The organism is Albidovulum denitrificans, assembly GCF_002973535.1.
Lineage (GTDB): Bacteria > Pseudomonadota > Alphaproteobacteria > Rhodobacterales > Rhodobacteraceae > Albidovulum > Albidovulum denitrificans.
Genome location: NZ_PVEP01000005.1, coordinates 106,340 through 130,359, shown reverse-complemented (window position 1 = coordinate 130,359; position 24,020 = coordinate 106,340). Strand labels below are relative to the sequence as shown.

General features: G+C 65.1%; 27 protein-coding genes and 1 tRNA gene. 13 read left to right on the top strand and 15 right to left on the bottom strand.

Annotated elements, in window-relative coordinates; translation table 11 throughout:
* Positions 1-46: 46 nt before the first annotated feature.
* Complete coding sequence (locus LX70_RS12605) at positions 47-1,030, bottom strand: TRAP transporter substrate-binding protein (protein ID WP_105515133.1); 984 nt, start codon at positions 1,028-1,030, stop codon at positions 47-49.
* 156 nt (positions 1,031-1,186) lie between these two features.
* Between LX70_RS12605 and LX70_RS12600 the strand changes: the two genes are divergently transcribed.
* Positions 1,187-1,840, top strand: a complete 654-nt coding sequence (locus LX70_RS12600) for a GntR family transcriptional regulator (protein WP_105515132.1) — start codon at positions 1,187-1,189, stop codon at positions 1,838-1,840.
* A 63-nt stretch (positions 1,841-1,903) separates the two neighbouring features.
* Here the strand turns inward: LX70_RS12600 and LX70_RS12595 are convergent.
* Both LX70_RS12595 and LX70_RS12590 read right to left on the bottom strand, forming a co-directional pair.
* A tRNA-Arg gene (locus LX70_RS12595) sits at positions 1,904-1,980 on the bottom strand.
* Positions 1,981-2,062: 82 nt separating this feature from the next.
* On the bottom strand, positions 2,063-3,481 hold the full coding sequence (locus tag LX70_RS12590) for a sensor histidine kinase (protein WP_105515131.1): 1,419 nt from the start codon (positions 3,479-3,481) through the stop codon (positions 2,063-2,065).
* A 247-nt stretch (positions 3,482-3,728) separates the two neighbouring features.
* On the opposite strand from LX70_RS12590, the gene rpmH reads away from it, so the two are divergent.
* The 11 genes from rpmH (at position 3,729) to LX70_RS12535 (ending at position 12,692) form a co-directional block, all read left to right on the top strand.
* Complete coding sequence (gene rpmH, locus LX70_RS12585; RefSeq protein WP_105515130.1) at positions 3,729-3,863, top strand: 50S ribosomal protein L34; 135 nt, start codon at positions 3,729-3,731, stop codon at positions 3,861-3,863.
* Positions 3,864-3,886: 23 nt separating this feature from the next.
* Positions 3,887-4,309 carry a ribonuclease P protein component gene (gene rnpA / locus LX70_RS12580; protein WP_105515129.1) on the top strand — a complete coding sequence of 141 codons (423 nt, stop codon included), beginning with the start codon at positions 3,887-3,889 and terminating at the stop codon, positions 4,307-4,309.
* Positions 4,306-4,557: a membrane protein insertion efficiency factor YidD gene (gene yidD / locus LX70_RS12575; protein WP_105515128.1), complete on the top strand. Its 252-nt coding sequence runs from the start codon at positions 4,306-4,308 to the stop codon at positions 4,555-4,557. The genes rnpA and yidD overlap by 4 nt, the downstream gene beginning before the upstream one ends.
* A gap of 69 nt (positions 4,558-4,626) precedes the next feature.
* Positions 4,627-5,493 (top strand): tRNA 2-thiocytidine(32) synthetase TtcA, encoded by an 867-nt coding sequence (gene ttcA, locus LX70_RS12570; RefSeq protein WP_105515127.1) that lies wholly within the window; start codon positions 4,627-4,629, stop codon positions 5,491-5,493.
* A gap of 72 nt (positions 5,494-5,565) precedes the next feature.
* Positions 5,566-7,083 carry a putative bifunctional diguanylate cyclase/phosphodiesterase gene (locus LX70_RS12565; RefSeq protein WP_105515126.1) on the top strand — a complete coding sequence of 506 codons (1,518 nt, stop codon included), beginning with the start codon at positions 5,566-5,568 and terminating at the stop codon, positions 7,081-7,083.
* A 201-nt stretch (positions 7,084-7,284) separates the two neighbouring features.
* Positions 7,285-9,174, top strand: a complete 1,890-nt coding sequence (yidC, locus tag LX70_RS12560; protein ID WP_105515125.1) for a membrane protein insertase YidC — start codon at positions 7,285-7,287, stop codon at positions 9,172-9,174.
* Entirely contained in the window at positions 9,171-9,926 is a 756-nt protein-coding gene (locus LX70_RS12555) for an MOSC domain-containing protein (RefSeq protein ID WP_105515124.1), read from the top strand. The genes yidC and LX70_RS12555 overlap by 4 nt, the downstream gene beginning before the upstream one ends.
* Positions 9,923-10,573 (top strand): ribosome biogenesis GTP-binding protein YihA/YsxC, encoded by a 651-nt coding sequence (gene yihA / locus LX70_RS12550; RefSeq protein ID WP_105515123.1) that lies wholly within the window; start codon positions 9,923-9,925, stop codon positions 10,571-10,573. Before LX70_RS12555 ends, yihA begins: the two co-directional genes overlap by 4 nt.
* Before the next feature lie 75 nt (positions 10,574-10,648).
* The gene (argB, locus tag LX70_RS12545; RefSeq protein WP_105515122.1) at positions 10,649-11,527 is read left to right on the top strand and encodes an acetylglutamate kinase; all 879 of its coding nucleotides are present in this window, start codon (positions 10,649-10,651) and stop codon (positions 11,525-11,527) included.
* Complete coding sequence (locus LX70_RS12540; RefSeq protein ID WP_245885070.1) at positions 11,524-12,180, top strand: ferredoxin; 657 nt, start codon at positions 11,524-11,526, stop codon at positions 12,178-12,180. Before argB ends, LX70_RS12540 begins: the two co-directional genes overlap by 4 nt.
* A complete protein-coding gene (locus tag LX70_RS12535) occupies positions 12,177-12,692 on the top strand; it encodes a SixA phosphatase family protein (RefSeq protein WP_105515121.1) in 516 nt (171 codons plus the stop codon). The genes LX70_RS12540 and LX70_RS12535 overlap by 4 nt, the downstream gene beginning before the upstream one ends.
* An 18-nt stretch (positions 12,693-12,710) precedes the next feature.
* On the opposite strand, the gene LX70_RS12530 is transcribed toward LX70_RS12535, so the two are convergent.
* The 11 genes from LX70_RS12530 to LX70_RS12480 all read right to left on the bottom strand — a co-directional run bounded on the left by LX70_RS12530 (position 12,711) and on the right by LX70_RS12480 (position 23,186).
* Positions 12,711-13,505: an amino acid ABC transporter ATP-binding protein gene (locus LX70_RS12530; RefSeq protein WP_105515120.1), complete on the bottom strand. Its 795-nt coding sequence runs from the start codon at positions 13,503-13,505 to the stop codon at positions 12,711-12,713.
* Between the two features lie 11 nt (positions 13,506-13,516).
* The gene (locus LX70_RS12525) at positions 13,517-14,947 is read right to left on the bottom strand and encodes an amino acid ABC transporter permease (protein ID WP_425430592.1); all 1,431 of its coding nucleotides are present in this window, start codon (positions 14,945-14,947) and stop codon (positions 13,517-13,519) included.
* 46 nt (positions 14,948-14,993) lie between these two features.
* A complete protein-coding gene (locus LX70_RS12520; RefSeq protein ID WP_105515119.1) occupies positions 14,994-16,271 on the bottom strand; it encodes an amino acid ABC transporter permease in 1,278 nt (425 codons plus the stop codon).
* Between the two features lie 128 nt (positions 16,272-16,399).
* Positions 16,400-17,416 (bottom strand): amino acid ABC transporter substrate-binding protein, encoded by a 1,017-nt coding sequence (locus LX70_RS12515; RefSeq protein WP_105515118.1) that lies wholly within the window; start codon positions 17,414-17,416, stop codon positions 16,400-16,402.
* 203 nt (positions 17,417-17,619) lie between these two features.
* On the bottom strand, positions 17,620-18,339 hold the full coding sequence (locus LX70_RS12510) for an ATP12 family chaperone protein (RefSeq protein ID WP_105515117.1): 720 nt from the start codon (positions 18,337-18,339) through the stop codon (positions 17,620-17,622).
* The gene (locus tag LX70_RS12505; RefSeq protein WP_105515116.1) at positions 18,336-19,007 is read right to left on the bottom strand and encodes an HAD-IA family hydrolase; all 672 of its coding nucleotides are present in this window, start codon (positions 19,005-19,007) and stop codon (positions 18,336-18,338) included. The genes LX70_RS12510 and LX70_RS12505 overlap by 4 nt, the downstream gene beginning before the upstream one ends.
* Positions 19,004-20,053, bottom strand: coding sequence for an RluA family pseudouridine synthase (locus LX70_RS12500; protein ID WP_105515115.1), 1,050 nt, complete (start codon positions 20,051-20,053; stop codon positions 19,004-19,006). Before LX70_RS12500 ends, LX70_RS12505 begins: the two co-directional genes overlap by 4 nt.
* On the bottom strand, positions 20,050-20,430 hold the full coding sequence (crcB, locus tag LX70_RS12495) for a fluoride efflux transporter CrcB (RefSeq protein ID WP_105515114.1): 381 nt from the start codon (positions 20,428-20,430) through the stop codon (positions 20,050-20,052). Before crcB ends, LX70_RS12500 begins: the two co-directional genes overlap by 4 nt.
* 114 nt (positions 20,431-20,544) lie before the next feature.
* On the bottom strand, positions 20,545-21,861 hold the full coding sequence (locus LX70_RS12490; protein ID WP_105515113.1) for a replication-associated recombination protein A: 1,317 nt from the start codon (positions 21,859-21,861) through the stop codon (positions 20,545-20,547).
* A 70-nt stretch (positions 21,862-21,931) separates the two neighbouring features.
* The gene (locus LX70_RS12485; RefSeq protein WP_105515112.1) at positions 21,932-22,522 is read right to left on the bottom strand and encodes an acyl-homoserine-lactone synthase; all 591 of its coding nucleotides are present in this window, start codon (positions 22,520-22,522) and stop codon (positions 21,932-21,934) included.
* A 52-nt stretch (positions 22,523-22,574) separates the two neighbouring features.
* Entirely contained in the window at positions 22,575-23,186 is a 612-nt protein-coding gene (locus LX70_RS12480) for a helix-turn-helix transcriptional regulator (RefSeq protein WP_105515111.1), read from the bottom strand.
* 75 nt (positions 23,187-23,261) lie between these two features.
* On the opposite strand from LX70_RS12480, the gene LX70_RS20470 reads away from it, so the two are divergent.
* Positions 23,262-23,444: a hypothetical protein gene (locus LX70_RS20470; protein ID WP_146111597.1), complete on the top strand. Its 183-nt coding sequence runs from the start codon at positions 23,262-23,264 to the stop codon at positions 23,442-23,444.
* Positions 23,445-23,544: 100 nt separating this feature from the next.
* Here LX70_RS20470 and rplQ read toward each other — a convergent pair whose 3' ends face one another.
* A complete protein-coding gene (gene rplQ / locus LX70_RS12475) occupies positions 23,545-23,964 on the bottom strand; it encodes a 50S ribosomal protein L17 (RefSeq protein WP_105515110.1) in 420 nt (139 codons plus the stop codon).
* Positions 23,965-24,020: the final 56 nt, after the last annotated feature.

Here is a 24,020-nt window from a genome sequence, read left to right as displayed (position 1 = left end):
CGTGACGGTCGGCCGGGGCTGTCCCGGCCAACCGGAGTGCAATGGCCTACTTGGCCAGCGCCTGCGCCTTGGCGACAAGCTCTGCCCCGCCCGGAACCTGTTCGGCGAAAGCGGCGTAGACCGGCGCGGAGGCCGCGATGAAAGCCGCCTTGTCGGCGGTGTTGACCGCGACGCCCGCGGCCTTGACCTTGTCGACAAGCTCGTTATCCGCCTTCTCGCCCTCGGCGAGCGACCAGTCCTGAACCCCGGCCGCAACTTCCACCGCGGCGGCCTTCACATTGTCGGGCAGGTCGGCCCAGGTTGCGGCACCGCTGGTCAGGTAGGTCGGCGAATAGACGTGGCCCGTCAGGCTGAGATACTTCTGTACCTCCTGAAAGTTCGCGCCCACGATATTGGTCAGCGGGTTTTCCTGCCCGTCCATCGTGCCGGTCTGCAACGCCACAAAGACCTCGGAAAAGGCCATCGGCGTGGGGTTGGCGCCCCACTCCTTGAACATCGCGACGCGCCATTCCGACGACGGCGTCCTGATCTTCAGGCCGGCAAGATCCTCGGGCTTGTCGATCGGACGGGTGTTGTTGGTGATCTGGCGGAAGCCATTTTCCCAGGTCGACAGAACGTGGAGGCCCTGCGCCTCGGCCTTGGGGGCAAGCTCAGGCTGGACAATCTCGGCGTCGATCGCCTTGAGATGCGCGCGATCCTTGACGAGGAAGGGCATGTCGAAGAGCGCGAATTCCGGCGCGACATTCGTCATGATCGAGGAGATCAGCGTGAATTGGACCGTGCCGAGCCGCAGCTTCTGCATCAGTTCCTTTTCATCGCCAAGCTGACCGTCGGCATAGAACTCGACCGTGTCGGCATCGCCGAGTTTGGCCTGAAGGTCTTCGGCAAACTTGGCCGCGCTCCGACCCTGAAGGCTGTTGGAGGCGGCGCCCACGGCCACGATGTAGGTTTCGGCCACAACCGGCGCAGCGGCAAGCGTTGCGGTGCAAGCCAGCAGACCCGCGAGAACGCCGTTCTGAAGCGGTTTCATGGATTGGTCTCCTCTCCTGTCGGAATGCAGCATTGCATTTCCGCTCAATGTATTTTGTATACATGGCGAAAGTATCGACTTGCAATCGGTGAATCCCTATATTGGACAGGCCCCGCGTATCTGCGTAAAAAATGGCGCAAAGACAGAAGGTTGGACATGGACGCGTCGATTGCCATCACGAACCGCTCGCTTCACGATCAGGTCGTCAGCCGGGTCCGCGACCTGATCATCGAGGGAACGCTTGAGCCCGGAAGCCGAATCGACGAAGCCCATCTGATCGAGGAACTGGGCGTCTCCCGCACCCCGTTCCGCGAGGCGCTGCGCACCCTGGCGGCCGAAGGACTGGTCATCGTGCGCCCGTCCAAGGGCAGCATCGTGCGGAAACTGACACCCGAGGATGTGTTTTCAATGCTTGAGGTGCTGGGCCATCTTGAGAAGCTGGCGGGCGAACTGGTCTGCGCGCGGGCGAGCGACGAGGACATCCAATCGCTTGTGGATCTGCACGAACGGATGATGGCGTGCTACCGGCTCCGCGACCGGATGCCCTATTACAAGCTGAACCAGGAATTCCATTCGCGCCTGGCAAGCCTCTCCGGCAACGGGACACTGCAAGAGGTTCAGTCGAACATCCAGGCCCGGCTGAAGCGCATCCGCTATATCGGCAATCAGCAACCGGAGTCATGGGCCGGCGCCGTCGCCGATCATGAGGACATGGTCGCCGCGCTGAAAAAACGCGACGGCCAGCGCCTTGGTGAAGCGATGTCCAGCCATCTCAGAAAGACCTGGGAACGGGTCAAGGACAGCATCTGAAGGCAGCCGCATACCAAGGGTCGGCGGGAGGCTTGGGATCTGGCACCGTCTGACAATGGAAAATGGCGCACCCGAAGAGATTCGAACTCCTGACCCCCAGATTCGTAGTCTGGTGCTCTATCCAGCTGAGCTACGGGTGCGTGGGTGAGGCATTTAGCCGTCGGCGCGGGGCAATGCAAGGGGCCTTGCCAAGAATTTGCGGCGCGGCGGCACGGCGCCCGGTCAGTGCGCCCCCTCAGGCGCCCGTGCGGGGGCGGGAATGATGTCGCGCGGCAGGCGGATCAGGAATTCGGACCCGTCCTCGCCGGACTTCAACAGCTCAAGCTGGCCGCCATGGCCGCGGACCAGTTCGGCCGCGATGGCAAGGCCAAGGCCGGTGCCGCCCTTGCGAATCCCGCCCTGAAACGGCTGAAACAAGTGTTCGCGCGCGCGCTCGGGCAGGCCGGGGCCGGTGTCGCCGACGCGAATCCACCAGCCATCCTCGCTCTCGCCGCCCGCGATCTCGATCGTGCCGGGGCGGCGCGTCGCCTCGATCGCCTGCCGCGCGTTGCGGATCAGGTTGGTCAGGACGCGGTGGAGCTGCTCGAAATCCGCCCGCATGGCCAGGGTCGGCGCGACATCGGTGATGAAGTCCACCCCGCAATCGCCCGCCGCCGCCTTCTCCCCCTCGATCACGTCATCGACCAGCGCGGAAAGCATGAAGCGGGTCAGCGTGGGCGGCGGCTCCTCGGCCTTGCCGAAGGCCAGCGTCGCCTCGCAAAGCCCGACCGCGCGGCTGATGGAGTTCACCAGCTTCGGCGTCGCGCGCTTGACCATCGGGTCGTCGCTGTCCTCCATCCGGTCAGCGAAAAGCTGGGCCGTGGTCAGGATGTTGCGCAGGTCATGGCTGACCTTGGCGACCGCGCTGCCAAGCTGGGCCAGACGCTCTTTCTGGCGCAGGGACCCGGTCAACTGCTGCTGCATGGATTTCAGCGCTTCCTCGGCCTCGCGCAGTTCCAGGATCGTGGCGCCGGGTTCGATGATCCGGCGGGCATCCTCGGGGGCCTCGGCATAAAGGCTCATCCCCTGCATGACGCGGCGGATCGGCAGGACGAAAAGCCTGCGCACCGCAAGGAACAGCAAGACCGCCGTCACCGCCGAGATGATGGCCGACATGCCAAGGATGCGCAGACCGTAATCCAGCATGGCCACCCGCAAGGGGCCGGTATCCATCGTCGCCTCGATCAAGAGGCCCGCCTGCTTGACCGGGTCGCCGATCACCCGGATCACCCGTGCCTCGGGATGCAGCAGCGTGCCGATCGCGTCGCGGATCAACTGCCACGCCGGGACGTCGCGCAAATCGTAGGTCGCCATGATAGGTGCCGGAATCGGCGAGGACAGGACAAGCTGGCGCACCTCGTCCCGGCGCAGGACGACGTTATAGACCTCGGCATTCTCAAGCAGCTCCTTCTCAAGCTGCGCGTCGATCATGCCGTCGGTCGCCAAGAGCGCGAGCGAGGCGATCTGCGCCCGTTCCAGACGCGACAGGATATAGTCCTCGCGGAACCGCGCGACGGAGGGCACGAAGATCAGAACTTCCGCCAGCATGACGAACAGCGTCGTCAGCAGCAGGAACCGTCCTGACAGCGTTTTGAAGAACATCCAAATGCCCCGTGCTTCCCCGTTCCATCCCTGATATGGGTGGCCCGGTCCCGGATCGTCCGGTCCGCATGACAATATGCATTCGGGGGCGGGCTTTAAACCTCTGTCTTGCCCGGCGCGGCACGCGAAAAATCCGCAGGGGCGAGTTGACTTGGGCGCTACTGCCCTCTATGAGCCGGGCTTCGAATGACCGCGGCCTTCGAATCCGTCCGAAGGGTTTGGGCCGCCCCCAACCGGAGTTGAAGCGATGAAGCGCACGTTCCAACCGTCGAACCTCGTTCGCGCCCGCCGTCACGGCTTCCGCGCCCGCATGGCGACCAAGGCTGGCCGCAAGGTGCTGAACGCCCGTCGCGCCAAGGGCCGCAAGGTTCTGTCGGCCTGAGGCCAGACACCAAGGCACACGGCATGACACCGCCGGAGGCACCCGCGCAAGGCCCCATGGGCCGGACGGCGGAGGCGCCTCCGGCGGTGGTCGTTTTGCAGCAACTGACAAAGCGCGCCGATTTCCTGCGCGCGGCACAGGCCCGGCGTCAGGGAACGCCGGGCTTTCTGCTTCAGGCGCGCGCGCGGCGTGATGGCGAAGCGACCGCCCCCGACGCGATCCGGGTCGGGTTCACCTGTTCCAAGAAGGTCGGCAATGCCGTCGCCCGCAACCGCGCCAAACGGCGGCTGAGGGAGATCGCGCGGCTGGTGCTGACCTCGGAAGGCCAGCACGGCTGGGACTATGTCCTGGTTGGCCGCCCCGAGGCCACCGCGACCCGCGACTTCGCCGCGATGAAGGGCGATCTCTCGCGCGCGCTTCAGAAGATACATGGCGGGCGGACATGACCCCGCTTGCCCACCTCGTCGCCCTGCCCGTCCGCGCCTACCGGCTTCTCCTCAGCCCGTGGATCGGCCATTCCTGCCGCTATCAGCCGACCTGTTCGGCCTATGCGCTTGACGCGCTGGAAAAGCATGGCGCGATCAAGGGAAGCTGGCTGGCGGCCCGCCGGATCGGGCGCTGTCATCCCTGGGGCGGATCGGGCTATGATCCGGTGCCGGGGGCGGACGGACACGACCACGGGCCGAAGGACTGACCCCGCGCCTTGACGACGACACGGCGCCTTGCCTATGCCAAGGCCCACCCGGCCCCGGAGAGCCGCCCGATGCTTGACGACGATACCGACGACATCCACCCGCTGTTTCACGGCGCGCCTGCGACGACAGAGTTCAAGAAGCTTCGCAAGCGGATCGTGCGCGAAGTGCGCGAGGCGATCGAGGCCTATGGCATGATCGAACGCGGCGCCCGCTGGCTCGTCTGCCTGTCGGGCGGCAAGGACAGCTACACCCTGCTGGCCGTGCTGCATGAGCTGAAATGGCGCGGTCTCTTGCCGGTCGATCTTCTGGCCTGCAACCTCGATCAGGGCCAGCCGGGCTTTCCGGCGACGGTGCTGCCCGCCTTCCTGACCAAGATGGGCGTCGAGCATCGCATCGAATATGCCGACACCTATTCCATCGTCACCGACAAGATCGCGCCCGGCGGCACGATGTGTTCGCTCTGCTCCCGCCTCAGGCGCGGCAACCTTTACCGCATCGCGCGGGAAGAGGGGTGTTCCGCCGTCGTCCTCGGCCATCACCGCGACGATATTCTTGAGACGTTCTTCATGAACCTCTTCCACGGCGGGCGACTGGCGACGATGCCACCGAAGCTTCTGAACGAGGATGGCGACCTGTTCGTCTACCGCCCGCTGGCCTTCGTGGCCGAGGCGGATTGCGAGAAGTTCGCCAGGGCCATGGCCTATCCGATTATCCCCTGTGACCTCTGCGGCAGCCAGGACGGGCTTCAGCGCCAGCAGGTCAAGCAGATCCTCGACGGGTGGGAGGCGCGCAGCCCCGGCCGCAGACAGGTGATGTTCCGGGCGCTGATGAACGCGCGGCCCTCCCATCTTCTCGACCCGAAGCTCTTCGATTTCGCAGGACTCGCGCGCCAGCCGGAAAAGGAACGGGACGGGAACATTCCTGATCTGCGTTAACCTCGCGGTCAGACCCTCGTCCTAATGTCGGTCCCGCAGGCAGATCATCCTGCCGCAGGGACGAGGGCGACCATGACATCGAGAGACTTTTCGCAAAAGTTGCATTGGCTGATCCGGCCGGATGTTCTGGCGCTGGGTCCGGGTGTCGCCGCCGGAGGCTGGTTCTTCGGCCCCGAAGGCGCCGCCGTCGCCGGGGCGCTGGGGATACCCTTGGCCATTCTCGGCGCGACACGCGGCAGGGCCGGGCGCGGCGCTGCGCCGCCGCCCTCTGGCACCGCCCCGCGTGAGGTGATTACCGCCGCCCTCGATACCGCCTTCCGCAACGGCGCGGCGACGCATGACCGGATGGCCTGCTTCGCCATCTGCATGGACGATCCGCACCTGATCCTGACCCAGTTCGGGCGCAGCGGCTATGACCGCATCATGGCCGCGTTCGAGGACCGTATCCGCGGCGCGCTGCGCAATGGCGACGTGCTGCGCCAGTTCGACGGCGGCCGCTTTGCCGTCGCGGTCACGGCGCACCGGCGCATCGACCTCGAATCCGCGATCCAGATCGCCGCGCGTCTGCAAAAACGGCTTTGTGAGCCGGTCAGCCTGGACGGGACCACCGTCTACGGTTCGGTCTCCGTCGGCTTCTGCCTGCCGTCGCGCGCGCCCGAACGCAGTGGGGCGGCGATCCTCGCCGCCGCCGAAGGCGCGCTGGATGAGGCGTGGTCGAACGGCCCCGGCGCGATCCGTGCCTACACCCCCGACATGCGCCACCGCCAGCGCCGGACCGACGACCTGACAGAGGAAATCGAGCGGGCGCTGGACACCGGCGAAATCGTCGCCTTCTTCCAGCCGCAGCTTTCCACCGACACCGGCGAGGTGACGGGGTTCGAGGCGCTGGCGCGCTGGATGCACCCCACCCGCGGCATCCTGCCACCGGCCGAATTCATGCCTGCCATCGCGGCCTCGGGGCTGGGCGGGCGGCTGAACGAAACGATCCTGACCCAGGCCCTTTCCGCCCTGCGCGCCTGGGATCGCGCGGGGCTTGAGGTCGGATCGGTCGCGGTCAACTTCTCGTCCGAGGAGTTGCGCGATCCCAACCTCGTCGCGCGGCTGAAATGGGATCTCGACCGCTTCGACCTGCCGCCCCAGCGGCTCAGCATCGAGGTGCTGGAATCCGTCGTCGCGGAAACCGACGATGACATGATCGTGCGCAACCTGACCGCGCTGTCGAAGCTTGGCTGCGGCATCGACCTTGACGATTTCGGCACCGGCCACGCGGCTATCGCCTCGATCCGGCGGTTTTCCGTCTCGCGCATCAAGATCGACCGGTCCTTCGTCGCCGGGGCGGATACCGACCCCGAACAGCAGAAGATCATCACCGCGATCTTGTCGCTGGCCGAACAGCTGGGCGTCGAGACGCTGGCGGAGGGGGTCGAATCCCTTTCCGAACACGCGCTTCTGGCGCAACTCGGCTGCACCCATGTGCAGGGATTCGCCATCGCCCGGCCGATGCCGCTGCAATCCACGCATGGCTGGCTGGCCAGCCACAGGGCCAAGCTTGAGCGGACACCCGGCCTGTCGGGCCGCGCCGCATCGTGACGCCGCCCCCCGGCCGGGCGGCCGGGACCCCGCGAATTCAGCGGCTTGTCCGGGGCGCGCGGGCCGCGCGGGCGCAAGACGGCCCGCGTCGGCCCTGCGGCCACGGTCCGGGCCGGTCTCTGAACCGGAAAACCGCTTGACCTTTGCCCCCCCGTTCTGTTGAACCTGCCCAAACCTCGAACAGGCGGGCGGTGGGTCCAGATGGACGATCAGAACAAGAACCTCATTCTCGCGACGGTGCTTTCCTTCCTCGTGATCCTCGGCTGGGTCACACTCTTCCCGCCGCAGCAGCCCGAAACCCCGCAGGACCAGACGGCGACCGAACAGGCGGCCAGCCCCGCCACCGACGCCACGGCGCCGCCCGCCGCGGCGACCGCGTCCGGCACGGCGACCGCGCCGGAACTTGCCGCCGCCGACAGCGTCACGGCCGAAATCGCCGCCGCCCCGCGGGTGCAGATCGACACCCCCCGGCTGACCGGCTCCATCTCTCTGCTCGGCGGGCGTCTCGATGACCTCAGCCTGAAGGATTACAAGGTCTCGCTCGACGCGAATTCCCCCGATGTCCGGCTTCTGTCGCCGGTCGGCGGCGCGGTCGAGAATGCCGCCCTGCCCTATTACACCGTCTACGGCTGGCAACCCGCCGGTGGCCTCCCGTCCGACGCGGTTCCCGGCGCCCGCACGCTCTGGACGCTTGAGGAAGGCGCGACCCTTTCGCCCGGCAAGCCGGTCAAGCTGCGCTGGGACAATGGCAACGGCCTGATCTTCCACCGCACGATCTCGGTCGACGAAAACTACATGTTCACCCTGCTGCAATCGGTCGAAAACCAGACCGGCGCGGCGGTCCGCCTCGCCCCCTACGGCATGGTCGTGCGCCACGGCATCCCCGAGGCAACCCGCGCCTATGTCCGCCATGAGGGCCTGATCCGCGAAACCGATGGCGAGCTTGGCGACCTGAAATACTCTGCCATCCCGAAGATCGACACCCTTCCGGGCGAAGGCCAGGCGGAAACCAAATCCATCGCCCATGACGGCTGGATCGGCTTTACCGATGCCTACTGGATGACGACGCTGGTGCCGCAGCCCGGCGCGCCCTTCACCTCGGTCGTGAAATACGTCGAAAGCGGCGACATCTATCAGGCCGAAACGCGCCTGCCGGTGCAGGACGTCGCCCCCGGCGCCCGCGTTGACGTTCCCACGATGCTTTTCGCGGGTGCGAAGGAATGGGACGCGATCAAGTATTACCAGAACGACCCCGACTGGATCGACAGCCTGTTCGGCAAGAAGGTCGATCCGAACCGCCCGCAGGTGAAGAACTTCATCGAATCGATCGACTGGGGCTGGTTCTTCATCCTGACCAAGCCGATGTTCCGCGTCCTGCACTGGCTGCATGGTGCGATCGGGAACATGGGCTTCGCGATCATCGCGCTGACCTTCCTCATCAAGCTTCTCGTCTTCCCGCTGGCGCGCAAATCCTACGTCTCGATGGCGAAGATGAAGGAATTGCAGCCCGAGATGGAGAAGCTGAAGGAAAGCGCGGGCGAGGACCGGCAGAAGCTTCAGCAGGGCATGATGGAGCTTTACAAGAAGAACAAGGTCAACCCGGCCTCGGGCTGCCTGCCGATCCTGATCCAGATCCCGATCTTCTTCTCGCTCTATAAGGTCATCTACGTCACGATCGAGCTTTACCATGCCGAATGGATCGGCTGGATTCGTGACCTGTCGGCGCCCGATCCCTCGTCGATCCTGAACCTCTTCGGTCTTCTGCCCTGGGCGACGCCGGAACCGGGCAGCATCTTCTTCATCTTCTCGCTCGGCATCCTGCCCATCCTTCTGGGTATTTCGATGTGGTTCCAGCAAAAGCTGAACCCTGCGCCGACCGATCCGACCCAGCAGATGATCTTTGCCTGGATGCCGTGGATCTTCATGTTCATGCTGGGCAGCTTTGCCTCGGGCCTGGTGCTGTACTGGATCACCAACAACACGATCACCTTCATCCAGCAGTACACCATCATGTCGATGCACGGGAAACGCCCGGACCTGTTCGGCAATATCAAGTCGGGCTTCAAGCGTAACAAACCGGCCGAGAAATGACCGCGCGGCTCGCCTCGATCCAGCGCCATCCGCTGAAATCGCATGGGCGCGAAACGCTTGAGGGGGTCCGGCTGACGCCGGGCTGCGCGCTGCCCTGGGACCGGCACTGGGCGGTCGCGCATGACGCCGCGCGGCTGACCGAGGGCGCCTGGGCGCCGTGCCAGAACTTTTCGCGCGGATCGAAGGCGGCGCGGCTGACGGCGATCTCGGCAAAGCTGGATGAGGGGGCGGCGCAGTTGACGCTGACCCACCCGGATCAGGCCCCCATCACCTTCGCACCCGACGACCCCGACGATGCCGCCCGCTTCATCGACTGGGTGCGCCCGCTTTGCCCGCCCGACCGCGCGCAACCGGCGCGGATCTTTTCGGCGCCCGACGTCGCGATGACCGATACGGACTATCAATCCGTCTCGCTTCTTTCGCTTGCCTCCAATGCCGATCTCTGCGCACGGATGGGTCAGGACCTGTCGCCCCTTCGCTGGCGCGGCAATCTCTGGATCGAGGGGACCGGCCCCTGGGCCGAACGCGGCTGGATCGGGCGTGAGGTGCGGATCGGCGACACCCTGCTGCGTGTCGAGGAAAATATCGTCCGCTGCCTTGCCACGACCGCAAACCCGGCCACCGGCGAACGCGATGCCGACACGCTCGGCGCGCTGAAGACCCTGCACGGCGCGGCGGAATTCGGCGTTTATGCGCGCGTGATCGAGGGCGGCGCGATCAGGACCGGCGATACTGTCGAGGTCCTGCCGTGACCATCCCCTTCCCGCTGGTGGAACCGCCCGACGATGCCACGCGGGAAAAGGGCCGACTGCTTTTTGCCGGGCCGGTCGATTTCGTCAAGGGCGTCGTCGCGATGGAGGGCCTGCCGCCCCCCGACCGGGCCGAGGTTTGTTTTGCGGGTCGCTCCAACGTCGGGAAATCCAGTCTTATCAATGCGCTGACGGGGCGAAAGAACATCGCCCGCGCCTCAAACACGCCGGGACGGACGCAAGAGATCAACTATTTCACCCTCGGTGACGACCACTATCTTGTCGACCTGCCCGGCTATGGCTTTGCCGAGGCGCCGGTGGCCGTCGTCGCGAAATGGCAGCGGCTTTTGAAGGCCTATCTGGCGGGGCGCCAGACCCTTCGCCGCGCTTTCGTCCTGATCGACACGCGCCATGGCATCAAGGCGGTGGATGAAGAGATCCTGACCCTTCTCGACCGCTCTGCCGTCACCTTTCAGGTCGTGATGACCAAGGCAGACAAGGTGAAGGCCGCCGACCGCGAGAAGGTTCTGGCCCAGGTTCGCGCCGCGCTGCAAAAGCACCCCGCCGCCTACCCTGAGATCGTCCTGACCTCTTCCGAGAAGGGCGACGGGATCGAAACCCTGCGCGCGATCGTCGCCGGGATCGGCTGAGCGGCCCTTGGCAGTCCCCGGCAGGCGCGGTAACACTTTGCCTGCCCCGAGGAAACGCCAATGAGAAAACAGAAGATGGACCAGGACTGGATCGCCGCCGCCCGGACGCTTTCGGAAGCATTACCCTATCTGCAACGCTACTCGGGCGCCGTCGTCGTCGTGAAATTCGGCGGCAACGCGATGGGCGACGATGACGCGATGGCAGAGTTTGCCCGTGACATCGTGCTGATGCGGCAGGTCGGCGTGAACCCGGTCGTCGTCCATGGCGGCGGGCCGATGATCAACGAGATGCTTGGCAAGCTCGGCATCGAAAGCCAGTGGGTGCGCGGCAAGCGCGTGACCGACAAGGCCACGGTCGAGGTGGTTGAGATGATCCTCTCGGGCCTCGTCAACAAGCGGATCGTGCAGGCGATCAACGATCAGGGCGGCCGCGCCGTGGGGATCTCCGGCAAGGATGACGACCTGATGGTGTGTGAGGCCGACGACCCCGAACTTGGCTTCGTGGGCCGCCCGGTCGAGATGAACGTGCAGGTGATCCGCGATCTTTACACCGCCGGGATCATCCCCGTCATCGCCCCGGTCGCGACCGGCATGGCCGATAACGAAACCTTCAACGTGAACGGCGACACCGCCGCCGGGGCCATCGCGGGCGCGTTGCAGGCCGACCGGCTGCTGCTTTTGACCGACGTTGCCGGGGTGAAGAACAAGGACGGCGAGGTCCTGACCCAGCTGACGCCCGAGGATGTCCGCGCGATGGTCGAGGACGGCACCATCGCTGGTGGCATGATCCCCAAGACCGAAACCGCGCTGAAGGCAATCGCCGACGGGGTCCGCGCGGTGACGATCGTGGACGGGCGGGTGCCGAACGCGGTGCTGCTTGAGCTGTTCACCGACCACGGCACCGGCAGCCAGATCCGCACCACCGAACCGCGCGTCAAGCCGCGCATCCGGTGACGGCGCTGAGAGCGATTGCCTCCGCCGCCGCCGCGCATCGCCTCGCGGTGTTCGGGGCGTTCCATGCCGAACCCGGCGACAGCCTGCCCGACGGCACCGGCACCCTGCTTCTGTTCGGCCCCGATGAACCCGGCTTCTGGCCGCATCTGACCGCCGAACCGGAATGGCAGGATGGCACGCCCGATCCCGTCGACCGCTGGTCGGCGCGTGTCCTGACCGGGCTTGCGGATCGGTTCGGGGGGCGGGCCTTCTTCCCCTTCGGCGGGCCGCCCTATCACCCGTTCTACGCCTGGGCGCTGCGGTCGGGCCGCGCCTGGCCCTCCCCCGTCGCGCTTCTGGTCCATGACACCGCCGGGCTGATGGTGTCCTATCGCGGGGCCATCGCCCTGACCGACCGGATCGACCTGCCCGCCCCGCCCACGCAATCCCCTTGCGCAAGCTGCACGGACCGACCCTGCCTGACGGCCTGCCCGGCGGGCGCCCTTGGAAATCAGGGCTATGACGTCCCCGCTTGCCACGCCTATCTCGACACGATGCCGGACGGCGATTGCATTTCTTCGGGCTGCGTCACTCGTCGCGCTTGCCCGGTGTCGCAAGGCTATGGCAGGCTGCCGGAACAATCCGCCTATCACATGAGGTTGTTCCACAAATGACGCTTGGCCACCGCCGCCTGATCCTGACCCGCCACGCGAAATCCTCATGGGACGATCCCGATCAGGACGACCACGGCCGCCCGCTGAACGCCCGTGGCCGCCGGGCCGCGCTGGAACTGGGGGAATGGCTGCATTCGCGCGGGTATGAGCCGGACGAGGTGCTGTGTTCCACCGCCGAGCGCACGCGGGAGACCTGGGCGCGCGCCCTTGCCGCACCGCTTGAGGTGACGCCGCGTGTGTCCTATGTCGACAGCCTCTATCACGCCACGCCTGACGTCATGCTGGCGGCGCTGCAAAAGGCCACCGGGGACTGCGTGATGATGATCGGGCATAACCCCGGCATCGGCGAGCTGGCCGCGATGCTGCCCGCGCAGCCGCCGCTCGACCCCGATTTCCGCCGCTTTCCGACCGCGGCGACCCTTGTGGTGGATTTCGAGATCGCGGACTGGCGCGATGCCGCTTTCGGCCGCGCCAGCGTGCTGGACTTCTTCGTCCCCTCCGGGCGCGGCTGACACCGCGCCCGGAGGGCGTCAGTGGCCGAGGATCTGGCTCAGGAACAGCTTCGTGCGTTCGGACTGCGGGTTGTTGAAGAACTCCGTCGGTTCGTTCTGTTCGACGATCTGGCCCTGGTCCATGAAGATGACCCGGTTCGCGACGGCCTGGGCAAAGCCCATTTCATGCGTCACGCACAGCATCGTCATGCCTTCCTCGGCCAGCTCGATCATCGTGTCCAGCACTTCCTTGATCATCTCCGGGTCGAGGGCCGAGGTCGGTTCGTCAAAAAGCATGATCCGTGGCTTCATGCACAAGGACCGCGCGATGGCCACCCGCTGCTGCTGGCCACCCGACAACTGGCCGGGATACTTGTTTGCCTGCTCGGGGATCTTCACCTTTTCAAGGAAGTGCATCGCCGTCGCTTCGGCTTCCTTCTTCGGCACCTTGCGGACCCAGATCGGGGCAAGGGTACAGTTTTCCAGGATCGTCAGATGCGGGAAGAGGTTGAAGTGCTGGAACACCATCCCGACCTCGGATCGCACCTTGTCGATGTTCTTCAGATCGCTCGTCAATTCGATCCCGTCGACGACGATCTTGCCCGACTGATGCTCCTCAAGCCGGTTGATACAGCGGATCAGCGTGGACTTGCCCGACCCTGACGGCCCGGCAATGACGATGCGTTCGCCCCGGTTCACGGTCAGGTCGATGTCGCGCAGGACGTGGAAGGCCCCGTACCACTTGTTCATCTTGACGATCTCGATCGCGATTTCCTCGCTGACCTGCATCTGGCTGCGATTGATTTCGCGGGTTACGGCGTGGGGATCAGCCATGATGGCACTCCTTAACGATGTTCACGCTTCAGCCGGTTTTCGAGGTACATGGAGTACCGCGACATGCTGAAGCAAACGAGGAAGAAGATGGCGCCGACGAAGATGTAAGGCTCCCAGTAGATGCCCTTCCATTCGATCGAGGCGCGCACGGCGTCGGTGATGCCCTTCAGCGGATCGAGAAGCGCCACGAAGACGACCAGCGTGGTGTCCTTGAACAGCCCGATGAAGGAGGAGACGATACCGGGGATCGAGATCTTCAGCGCCTGCGGCATGATGATAAGCCGCTGCGCCTTCCAGTAGTCGAGGCCAAGCGCATCGGCCGCCTCATACTGCCCGCGCGGCAGGGCGGCGAGACCACCCCGGATCACCTCGGCGATATAGGCGGCCGAAAACAGCGTAACCATGATGATGACGCGCAGGATGATGTCGAAATTGGTTCCCGGTGGCAGGAAGTAGTTCAGAAGCAGCGATGCGGTGAAAAGAAGCGTGATCAGCGGCACGCCCCGGATGAACTCGATGAAGCCCACGCAAAGCGCCTTGACCAGCAGCATGTCCGACCGCCGCCCCAGCGCCAGCACGATCCCCATGGGAAGGGAGAAGGCGATGCCGGTCAGGCCGATGACGAAGGCCAGGACGAAGCCACCGAACTGGTCGCTGTCCACCGGCGGCAGCCAGAAGGGTTCGACGCGGGGAAGCGCCCGGCTCAGCAGGTCGATCACGGGCTCGCTGCCGAAATACCACCACAGAACCGGCGCCACGACCGCCGCCGTCACCGCGACGATGTTGCCCGCGATGGGGGCGAGGATGCGGAAGGCAAGCCAGCCGACGACGATCCCGGCCAGCGCCGCGATGGGGGTAAAGATCGACCCGCCCCAAAGCAGCCAGAAGGCAATCCCCGCATAGACGATCGGGAACCAGATCAGGTTATGCGGCCATTTCGTTCCCTGCACCGCCAGAAGCCCCGCAATCGCGGCGACGACCGCAAGGATGCCGACCGGCAGCCATTCGCCGTAGGAGGCCGCCAGCCAGACCACCAACGCGGCCACCACCCCGCCCGCGATCGTCAGGCGGTTGGAAAACTCGGCGAACAGGATTGGCGCCAGGGCCACGAAGAGCAGCAGCAGCGCCAGGATCGGACGCCAGTAGAAGACGTTCGGGTAGAAGCCGAACATGAACTGGCTCCACCTCTCGCGGATCATGGCCCAGCAGGCACCATGCGCGTCCGGCCCCCAGGTCGCGGTGATCGCGGATCGGCACTCGGCCAGCGAATTGGCGTTCCAGACCGAGTGCAGGAACCACGGCAGCCCGAGGTTCACGAGGTAGACGACGATGCCCACACCAAGAATGGTCAGGATCGTGTTCATCGGGCCGGAGAACAGGTTTTCCCGCAGCCACTTGATCGCCCCTGCCTGCGACGCGGGCGGCGACTGCGGTGTCAGCATGGTGTCGCGGACGAAGGCAACGCTTTCGGAATGAAGATCGCTCATCTCAACGCTCCTTCAGCCGGACGGCGTTGTTGTAGACGTTCATCCCCGAGGAAATCAGCAGGCTGAGGACGAGGTAGATCAGCATCATGAGGAGCATGCACTCCAGCTCCCGTCCCGTCTGGTTCAGCGTGATGCCGCCCAGCGTACCGCGCAGGTCCATGTAGCTGACCGCGATGGCGAGAGAGGAGTTCTTCGTCAGGTTCAGGTATTGTGAGATCAGTGGCGGGATGATGACGCGCAGCGCCTGTGGCAGGATCACAAGGTTCATCGTCCGCCCCGGCCGCAGGCCCAGCGCATAGGCGGCCTCGGTCTGCCCCTTTGAAATGGCGAGGATACCGGCCCGCACGATCTCGGCGATAAAGGCGGCGGTATAAAGCGTCAGCCCGATCCAGAGCGCCATGAAGGAGTTCAGGACCAGCACCCCGCCGGTGAAGTTGAACCCGCCCAGCGTCGGCCGCTGCAACGAAAAGCCAAGCGCGACAAGGACGATCAGAAGCGGCCCGAAGAGCGCCAGCAACCGCTTCCACCAGGTGACGGGCCGGACGCCGGTCGCCTCCTGCACCTTTGTCGCGTTATTCCCGATGGCGCGGAAGACAAGAACGCCGAAGACGATCGAGGCCAGCACCAGAAGCGTGTCGATGCTGATCGGCAGGAAACCGAGGTGAATCTCACCCAGCGACCGGGAATAGACGATCTTGGGAATGAAGGTTCCGCGATTGGTGATGGCGACGCTGTCGAACAGCAGCATCGAGGCGGCCGGTTCCTGCCCCTCGGCGATCATCTGGTCGGTAACCTTGAAATCGCGCGGCTGCGGCGTCACCTCGGTGAAGATCGCGAAGGTGACGAGGATCCACAGAAGGACGGGGACGTTGCGGAAAATCTCGACATAGATCGTCATCAGCCGCGCCACCAGCCAGTTCGACGACAGCCGCAGAACCCCGACCACGACGCCGATGATCGTCGCCGCCACGCAGCCAAGGAAAGCCACCAGAAGCGTGTTCACCAGCCCGACGAGCATCGCGCGGAAATGCGTGTCGTCGTTCGTATAGGGTATCAGCGTCTGGTTGATGTCATAGCCGGCACGGTACCAGAGGAAGGAAAAGCTCAGGTCCTTGCCACGTTCCGCGAGGTTCGTGAACAGGTTGTTCAGAAGCCAGGCGGCCCCCGCCATGAACAGGAAAAGTACGACGATCTGGATGGTGACCGACCGATACCGCGTATCGTAAATCAGCATCCCCAGCCGAAAGTTAGCCTTCGGCGTATCCGCGAAAGTTGCCATTCTGTATCCCCGTTGCCCAAAGCCTGTCTGCGATCACGTCGCTGGGGTCTTGCTGCCCCGTCGGCTTCTGGATGTCCTGATAGGAGAAGGGGCGCGCCGGGCCTGTCCCCGACGCGCCCCCGGTCGTCTTAGCGGAACGGCGGCGAGTAGAGCAGGCCGCCCTGCGTCCACTGCGCGTTCAGGCCGCGGGCGAGGCCGATCGGCGTCGATTCACCGATGGTCGCGGCGAAGATCTCGCCATAGTTGCCCGACGCGGAAACCGCGCGCTTGGCCCAGTCCTTGTCGAGACCGATCATCGCGCCGAGGTCGCCCTCATTGCCAAGCATCCGGTTGATTTCCGGGTTGTCGGTGCCTTTCGACAGCTCTTCGACATTGGCCGAGGTCACGCCGTATTCTTCCGCCGCAACCAGCGCGTTCAGCACCCAGCGGTTGATGTCGGCCCATTGATCGTCACCCTGACGCACCAGCGGCCCAAGCGGCTCTTTCGAGATGATCTCGGGCAGGATGATGTAGTCGTCCGGGCTGGCAAAGGCCGCGCGCGTCGCGGCAAGGCCCGAAGCGTCGGTCGTATAGGCGTCGCAGGCCCCGGCGAGGAATTGCTGTTCGCCTTCCGCGTTGGTCTGGATGGCCACCGGCTGATAGCTCATGTTGTTGACCTTGAAGAAGTCGGCCAGGTTCAGCTCGGTCGTGGTGCCGGTCTGGATGCAGACCGTGGCGCCATCGAGCTCCTTCGCCGAGGTCACGCCGAGGTCCTTCTTCACCATGAAGCCCTGACCGTCGTAGTAGTTCACGCCGGTGAAGGTGAAGGCAAGGTCGGTATCGCGCGAGAAGGTCCAGGTGGTGTTCCGGGCCAGCACGTCGATCTCGCCCGAGGCGAGCGCGGTAAAGCGGGTTTCGCTGGTGGTCGGGACATACTTGATCTTCGTGGCGTCGCCCAGCACGGCGGCAGCGACCGCCTTGCAGATCGCGACGTCAAAGCCCTGCCAGTTGCCGTTCGCATCCGGCGCGGCAAAGCCCACAAGGCCGGTGTTCACGCCACAGTTCAGTTCCCCGCGCGCCTTGACGTCGTCGAGCGTCGCAGCCGATGCATAGCCCGCGAGAAGGGCCGTGGCCGCAAGCGTCCCGAGAAATACGGATTTCTTCATGCTTACCTCTTCCTGAGTTGCCGCCCCTCTTTCGGGGCAGATGAGATCGGTCAGGTGGTCCTGACGCAGATGTTAGGGTTATCCCCAGTGGCGGCCAGTAAGGACCGTCCCACTCCACACGTCAAGGGACCTTTGCCCGGTCCGCCCCGGATTCTGGCACCAACGGCGGTCCGTCCGTGCCGGGGCGGCGCATGGACGTAACGTCAAGCGCTCTGATCGTGCAGCAAGGTCCAGAATCGATGCGCATGAAGGAAATCGCGCTTCTTCACCGACGCCAGGGCCGCAGCTTCCTCATCAACGCCCCACAGCTCCGCCTGCCAGTCCTCATCGACCCGCGACAGGGACCAAAGCGCCTCGGGGTCGCTCCCCGGCTCCGTCGCGTTCAGCCCGATCACCAGCGACCCCGACAGCGCCACAAGGTCATGCAGCGCCGTCAGCTCGAAGGGCGACAGCGCCGTCACGGCGCGCGACAGGGCTGCAACGCTCTCGGCCGGCTGGACGACCGGCACGATGCCGCGCGTCACGGTCAGCCGCGCCCCGAACCGCCGCACGGCCCAGTCGACCAGCGGGTCCCAGGCCGCCGCCTGCCGGGCGGTCAGTTCTTCGGGCGTCTCGGCCCGGTAGCAGATCAGGTCGGTTCCGCCATAATCGGAAATCAGCCCGGCCACCTCGGCGAATTGCGTCGCGACCTTGTCGATCGCCGCATTGGCCGATCGCGTGACCGGCATCTGGCGCGGATCGACCTTTTCGCCCACCGCGCGCCATTCGTCCGCCACCGCTTTCGCCACCGCCACCGTCGGCAGAATCAGCGGCCGCTTGGCGGGCGTCATCAGCGGCCGCGCGTCAAGGCGCACGCGGTGGCCGCCCTCCGCCGCCTCAACCGAGACCTCTTTCCAGAACCGCCGCGCCGCCCATCCGGTCATATCGCCCCCCACAGGTCGTCCAGAAGCGGCGCGATCTCTGCCACCCGCGTCGCGGTCCGGTCGGGGCCGGTGGCGGCCAACGCCCCTGCCCCGTGATAGCCCCATGTCACGGCCAGCGTCCGCACCCCCGCGGCCCGGCCCATGTCCATGTCATAGGTCGTGTCGCCGATCATCACCGTCGCCTCCGGCGCCGCCCCGGCCTCGGCTATCGCGGCCAGAAGCATAGCGGGATGCGGCTTGGACGGGTGATCGTCGGCCACCTGCCGGGTGAGGAAATGCCCGGCGATGCCATGCCCGGCGAGAAGGTGATCAAGCCCCCGGCGCGACTTGCCCGTCGCAATGCCAAGGATCACGTCCCCGCGCCCCGCCAGCCCGTCGATCAGCGCGGGGATGCCGTCGTAAAGTGGCGCCAGTTCGGCGATACGCGCGGCGGTGTAGGCGGATTTGTAGGCCGCGACCAGCCGGTCCTGAACGCCCCTGTCGAGATCGGGAACCAGCCGCGCGACCGCGACCGGCAAGGACAGCCCGACGATGGACAGCACAGTTTCACGCGGTGGCACCATCACCCCCTCGGCCCCGAAAGCCGCCGCCATCGCGGACAGGATATGCCCTTGACTGTCGCAAAGCGTCCCGTCCACGTCGAAGACGGCGAGCTTCAACCCGCTCATTCCGACGTCTCGTCGAACGGGTCGGCCGTCGCCTCGCCCTCGGACCAGCCGACGGTCTTCCAGGTCCGCAGCATGTGGTCGGGCAAGGGCGCGGTCAGCGTGATGCGCTTGCCGGTGATCGGGTGATCGAAGGCGATGGAGCGGGCGTGGAGGTGCAGCTTGCGGCTGATCTCCCCGCCCAATTGCGCCCCCCAGCCGTCGCCAAGGTTTTCCTGACCGGAACCGCCATATTTGCCGTCGCCCACGATCGGGTGGCCGATTTCGGCCATATGGGCGCGCAGCTGATGGGTCCGCCCCGTGACCGGCACCAGCGCCACCCAGGCGGCACGGGTGCCGAGCGCGTCGATGACGGCGTAATCGGTCGTCGCCCGTTTCGCGCCCTCGGTCTCATTCACCTTGGACGGATGGATGGCGATCATCTTCTCGCCCTCCCCCCCACGCCCGTGGCCCGGCGCCTTCACAAGGCCGAAGCGGATCGTGCCCATCTTCGGATTGGGCAGACCGGCGACGGCGGCCCAGTAGATCTTGCGCGTGGTGCGGGCGCGGAACGCCTCGGACAGCGCCCGTGCGATGCGGTCGGTGCGGGCCAGCAGCAGAACGCCCGAAGTGTCCTTGTCAAGCCGGTGGACCAGCTTCGGCCGGTCCTTGTAGCCGAACAGCAGCGCCCCGGTCAGGCCGTCCACATGCCGGTTGCCCTGCCCTGACCCGCCCTGTGACGGCAGGCCCGGCGGCTTGTTCAGCGCGATGATATGGTCGTCCTTCCACAGCACCGCCGCCTGGATCATCCGCGCGTCATCATCCGCGATACTCACCTCGCGCTTCGTCGCGGGGGCGTCGGATTTCGGCAGGGGCGGCACCCGGACCTGCGCCCCCGGCCCGATCCGGGTAGAGGCCTTGACCCGCCCGCCATCGACGCGGATCTGCCCGGTGCGGCACATCTTTTCGATCGCGCCCTGGGTGATCTGGGGAAAGCGCTTCTTCAGCCAGCGGTCGAGACGGCTTTCGCCCTCGGCCTCGGCCACGGTCAGGGTACGCACGCCGCTCATGCCAGGACCGCCCGCATCAGCGCGACGCCTGCAATCAGCGCGAGGATCGACACCAGAACCGAAAGACCGACATAAAGCCCGGCAAGGTCATAGCGCCCCTCTGTCATCAGCCGCCAGGTTTCGAGCGAGAAGGAGGAAAAGGTGGTGAACCCGCCAAGGATGCCGGTCGCAAGGAAGGCGTTCCAGTGGGTCAGCCCCTTCTGGCCCAGGAACACGACCAGCGCGCCCATCACGAAAGACCCGACGATGTTCACGGTGATGACGCCCAGCGGGAAGACGGGGCTGCCGAACTGGCGCATGACCGCGACCCCGGCAAGATAGCGGGCCGAGGCGCCGAGCGCGCCGCCGAGGGCGACCTGGAAAAGCGTCTGGATCATTGCGCCTTCCTCTGACGCGGCGCGCGGGAAGTCAACCGGGCAAGGGGGCTGTCCGCCCCCTCCGACCATTGCGGGCCGTCCACCCCCGAAGGTATTTCCGGCAAGATGAAAGGATCAGCGGTTCCGCTCCGCGCGGAGTTTGGCGAACCAGTCGACGCGCTTTTTCAGCTCGCGCTCATAGCCACGCTCGACCGGCTGGTAGAGAACCGGGCGCTTCACGCTGTCGGGGAAATAGTTCTGGCCGGAAAAGCCGTCCTCGGCATCGTGGTCATAGGCATAGCCCGCGCCATAGCCCTGATCCTTCATCATCCGCGTCGGCGCGTTGAGGATATGCTTTGGCGGCGGCTCTGACCCGGTCTTGCGGGCAAGATCGCGGGCGGCCTTGTAGGCGACATAGCCCGCGTTCGATTTGGGCGCGAGGGCGAGGTAGGCGACCGCCTGCGCCAGCGCCAGTTCCCCTTCCGGGCTGCCGAGGCGTTCATAGGTTTCCCAGGCATGCAGGCAGAGGGTCTGCGCCTGCGGATCGGCAAGGCCGATATCCTCCACCGCCATCCGGGTCAGGCGGCGGGCAAGGAAGCGCGGGTCCTCACCGCCTTCAAGCATCCGTGCATACCAGTAAAGCGCCGCATCCGGGTCCGACCCCCGCACCGATTTGTGCAACGCGGAGATGAGGTTGTAATGCTCCTCACCCGACTTGTCGTATTTCGCCGCCCGCCGCATCAGGCGTTTGGCCAGCACCTCCGCCTCAATCGGTTCTTTCAGCTTCCAGGCCGTCACCTGCTCGATAAGGTTGAGAAGCGCGCGGCCGTCGCCATCGGCCATCTCCAGGAGCGCCTCGCGCGCCGGTCCTTTCAACGGCAGCGCGGCGCCGAGTTCCTTTTCCGCCCGCTGCGCCAGCCGCTCCAGATCAGCAAGCGACAAGCGTTCCAACACGATGACCTGCGACCGGCTGAGAAGCGCCGCGTTGAGTTCGAAGGACGGGTTTTCGGTCGTGGCACCGACCAGAAGGATCGTCCCGTCCTCCATATGAGGCAGGAAGCCGTCCTGCTGCGCCTTGTTGAAGCGGTGGATCTCATCCACGAACAGCAGCGTGCCGCGGCCCTGCCGGTGGCGCAGCTTCGCCGCTTCGAACACTTTCCGAAGCTCCGGGACGCCGGTGAAGATGGCGCTGATCTGGACGAAGGCAAGGTCGGTCGCATCGGCCAGAAGCCGCGCGATGGTGGTCTTGCCCACACCGGGCGGCCCCCAGAGGATCAGCGACGACAGGCTTCCCGACGCAACCATCGCGCCGAGCGGACCCTCGGCCGACAGCACCTTGTCCTGGCCGATCACATCCGAAAGCGCGGCCGGGCGCAGCCGGTCGGCCAGCGGCCGGTGGCCGCTGTTTCGTGTCTCGGGTGCGCCGGGGGCAAGATCGAACAGATCAGACATGCCCCCGACCTTACATTTGCCGGAGCCGAACAGGAAGGTGGCGTATCCGTGCCACGCGTTTCACCCGCGCCTAGTGAAGGTTGGACGCGAAGTTCATCGAGACCACCTGGTTCTCGATCCCGTCGATCAGCATGACCGGCCCCATCGCCTTCATGTCGACATTCACCCGCTTGGCCCAGCGCGGCCAGTTCGCGGCCAGCAGGGTCAGGCAACTGGTCGCGCCCAGCGCCCGCGACGCCCGGCCAATCTCGGCGATCAGCGTGGCATGAACCCTGCGGCGGATCCCGGCCGGAACGTTATGCGCAACGAAGAGGCGCGAGCTTTCCCAGACCTGATCCGAGACCGGCGCCTGTTCGTAAAGCAGGTCCGACGGGATGGTATCCAGAAGCCCCCGCTGGGCATCGCGAATCATGTAGGAATAGACGCCGCACCGCGCGGTCGTCGGCGTCAGCCGATTGCCGGCAAGGACCTGGCCGAATTCGTCATGCACAACCACCCAACGGCTCGCCGGCGTGTCGTACTGGTCATATTCCATGCCCAGCGCTTCGGGCAGGTCCCACTTGTTGTGGACGATGAAAAGCTCTCTCCGAGCGCGCAGCATATTCGCGAAAAGCTCCCCATGGTTGTGGAGATTCTCGAAAGATAGGGTCGTTGTCTGCATTACAGCCTCCTGCAGGTTGGTCGGTAGGTAATTCCCCAGCGGAGGCGGCCCGTCAGAGCAATCTGTAGTCCTTTGCCCTCTGGATAGCTTCGGCAGTCGTACGGGCCATCAGTCTCTGACGTGCAGAATTCAGTCTGGCTTTGAGTGCGCTCTCCGATATCCCCAGTTTAGCGGCCGCAGCCGCGTGCCGGTCGCCGCCCGCGATACATTTCAGCGCTTCGATCTGCGCAACGGTCAACTCATCAGGGGGCTGGGTGACATCGTGCAGGTTATGCACGATCTCGGTCGCCTTGGCGATTTCGTCGTCCGTGAATTCTCTATCCTCACGCGCGGCACTCGCAATGGTGCGGGAACTGATGGGGCCATAGGACACAGTCATCCCGTATTTAAGGCCGTATTCCGCACATTCGATGAAAAGTCCGAAGGGGTCGGGAAGTTTCGGATCACTCCACCGGATCGACCCGGTCTGGCTGAAGCCCCAAGCCGTCATGGGGTCGCGCAGCACATAGCCGTTGTTCGTGTAGTGGTCGATCCACTTCTGGTCATAGGTCTGAAACGTCAGCAAGGGCGACGTAAACCGGATATGCAACCCAACAAAGTACCCACGCGGAGCGATTGCGCCGAGCTCATGCAGTCTGCGATCTATGCCTATCTGATTGGACATGGCTTTTTAGACAAGTTGCGCCGGGTATCGTCAACTTTAAATTGAACCCGGAAGTTTCGATAAGAGGTCTGTGCTTTGCGTACCATCAATCCCGGCCTGTTTGCCCGGCTCATGCGGCTTCCCGAAGCCGCACGGACGGACTTGCTTGAATTTCTCGGCGCGACGCCCATCGGCGACGCCCAGCTTTCCGCTGTGATCGACAGCGTGACCGAACGTCTGACGCGCGAGCGCGCCCAGTTTCGCGCCGAAGCGAGTTAATATCTTCTCTCTTCCTGCCCCCTGTCCGGGGTAGCAATATGGAAAAACCCCGCCATCATTCTGGCGGGGTTTCCATTTCGGGTATCTGACTTAGGTCAAATCAGGACTCGGCGGCCTCTTCGGCCTCAAGCCGCGCGATGTCGGCAGCACCCTTCGCGGCCGGATCGCGGTCCACCAGTTCGATGATCGCCATCGGCGCCATGTCGCCATAGCGGAAACCGGCTTTCAGAATGCGGACATAGCCGCCCTGACGGTCCTTGTAGCGCGCGCCCAGCACATCCATCAGCTTGGCGACATGCTTGTCCTGCTTCAGCTGCGCCGCGGCCTGGCGGCGGGCATGCAGGTCACCGCGCTTGGCCAGCGTGATGAGCTTTTCGACGATCGGACGCAGTTCCTTCGCCTTCGGAAGGGTCGTCTTGATCTGTTCATGTTCGATGAGCGAACCGGCCATGTTGGCCCAGAGCGCCTTGCGGTGCTCATGTGTACGGTTCAGACGGCGGTAGCCGCGAGCGTGACGCATTTTGATCTCCTATCGCGTTTTGCTTTGTGTTGCGGCCCGTGCGTTGCGTGCCGCGT

Excerpts from the sequence above, each read along its gene's own strand:
- yidD (WP_105515128.1), top strand. The coding sequence starts at position 4,306 with ATGACCCCGCTTGCCCACCTCGTCGCCCTGCCCGTCCGCGCCTACCGG.
- LX70_RS12500 (WP_105515115.1), bottom strand. The coding sequence starts at position 20,053 with ATGAGCGGCGTGCGTACCCTGACCGTGGCCGAGGCCGAGGGCGAAAGC.
- LX70_RS12480 (WP_105515111.1), bottom strand. The coding sequence starts at position 23,186 with ATGTCCAATCAGATAGGCATAGATCGCAGACTGCATGAGCTCGGCGCA.
- LX70_RS12510 (WP_105515117.1), bottom strand. The coding sequence starts at position 18,339 with ATGACCGGATGGGCGGCGCGGCGGTTCTGGAAAGAGGTCTCGGTTGAG.
- LX70_RS12600 (WP_105515132.1), top strand. The coding sequence starts at position 1,187 with ATGGACGCGTCGATTGCCATCACGAACCGCTCGCTTCACGATCAGGTC.
- rpmH (WP_105515130.1), top strand. The coding sequence starts at position 3,729 with ATGAAGCGCACGTTCCAACCGTCGAACCTCGTTCGCGCCCGCCGTCAC.
- LX70_RS12520 (WP_105515119.1), bottom strand. The coding sequence starts at position 16,271 with ATGGCAACTTTCGCGGATACGCCGAAGGCTAACTTTCGGCTGGGGATG.
- LX70_RS12590 (WP_105515131.1), bottom strand. The coding sequence starts at position 3,481 with ATGTTCTTCAAAACGCTGTCAGGACGGTTCCTGCTGCTGACGACGCTG.
- crcB (WP_105515114.1), bottom strand. The coding sequence starts at position 20,430 with ATGATCCAGACGCTTTTCCAGGTCGCCCTCGGCGGCGCGCTCGGCGCC.
- LX70_RS12515 (WP_105515118.1), bottom strand. The coding sequence starts at position 17,416 with ATGAAGAAATCCGTATTTCTCGGGACGCTTGCGGCCACGGCCCTTCTC.
- LX70_RS12605 (WP_105515133.1), bottom strand. The coding sequence starts at position 1,030 with ATGAAACCGCTTCAGAACGGCGTTCTCGCGGGTCTGCTGGCTTGCACC.
- LX70_RS12565 (WP_105515126.1), top strand. The coding sequence starts at position 5,566 with ATGACATCGAGAGACTTTTCGCAAAAGTTGCATTGGCTGATCCGGCCG.
- LX70_RS12505 (WP_105515116.1), bottom strand. The coding sequence starts at position 19,007 with ATGAGCGGGTTGAAGCTCGCCGTCTTCGACGTGGACGGGACGCTTTGC.
- LX70_RS12555 (WP_105515124.1), top strand. The coding sequence starts at position 9,171 with ATGACCGCGCGGCTCGCCTCGATCCAGCGCCATCCGCTGAAATCGCAT.
- LX70_RS12525 (WP_425430592.1), bottom strand. The coding sequence starts at position 14,947 with ATGCTGACACCGCAGTCGCCGCCCGCGTCGCAGGCAGGGGCGATCAAG.
- ttcA (WP_105515127.1), top strand. The coding sequence starts at position 4,627 with ATGCTTGACGACGATACCGACGACATCCACCCGCTGTTTCACGGCGCG.
- rnpA (WP_105515129.1), top strand. The coding sequence starts at position 3,887 with ATGACACCGCCGGAGGCACCCGCGCAAGGCCCCATGGGCCGGACGGCG.
- LX70_RS12490 (WP_105515113.1), bottom strand. The coding sequence starts at position 21,861 with ATGTCTGATCTGTTCGATCTTGCCCCCGGCGCACCCGAGACACGAAAC.
- LX70_RS12535 (WP_105515121.1), top strand. The coding sequence starts at position 12,177 with ATGACGCTTGGCCACCGCCGCCTGATCCTGACCCGCCACGCGAAATCC.
- LX70_RS12485 (WP_105515112.1), bottom strand. The coding sequence starts at position 22,522 with ATGCAGACAACGACCCTATCTTTCGAGAATCTCCACAACCATGGGGAG.
- yidC (WP_105515125.1), top strand. The coding sequence starts at position 7,285 with ATGGACGATCAGAACAAGAACCTCATTCTCGCGACGGTGCTTTCCTTC.
- argB (WP_105515122.1), top strand. The coding sequence starts at position 10,649 with ATGGACCAGGACTGGATCGCCGCCGCCCGGACGCTTTCGGAAGCATTA.
- LX70_RS12530 (WP_105515120.1), bottom strand. The coding sequence starts at position 13,505 with ATGGCTGATCCCCACGCCGTAACCCGCGAAATCAATCGCAGCCAGATG.
- rplQ (WP_105515110.1), bottom strand. The coding sequence starts at position 23,964 with ATGCGTCACGCTCGCGGCTACCGCCGTCTGAACCGTACACATGAGCAC.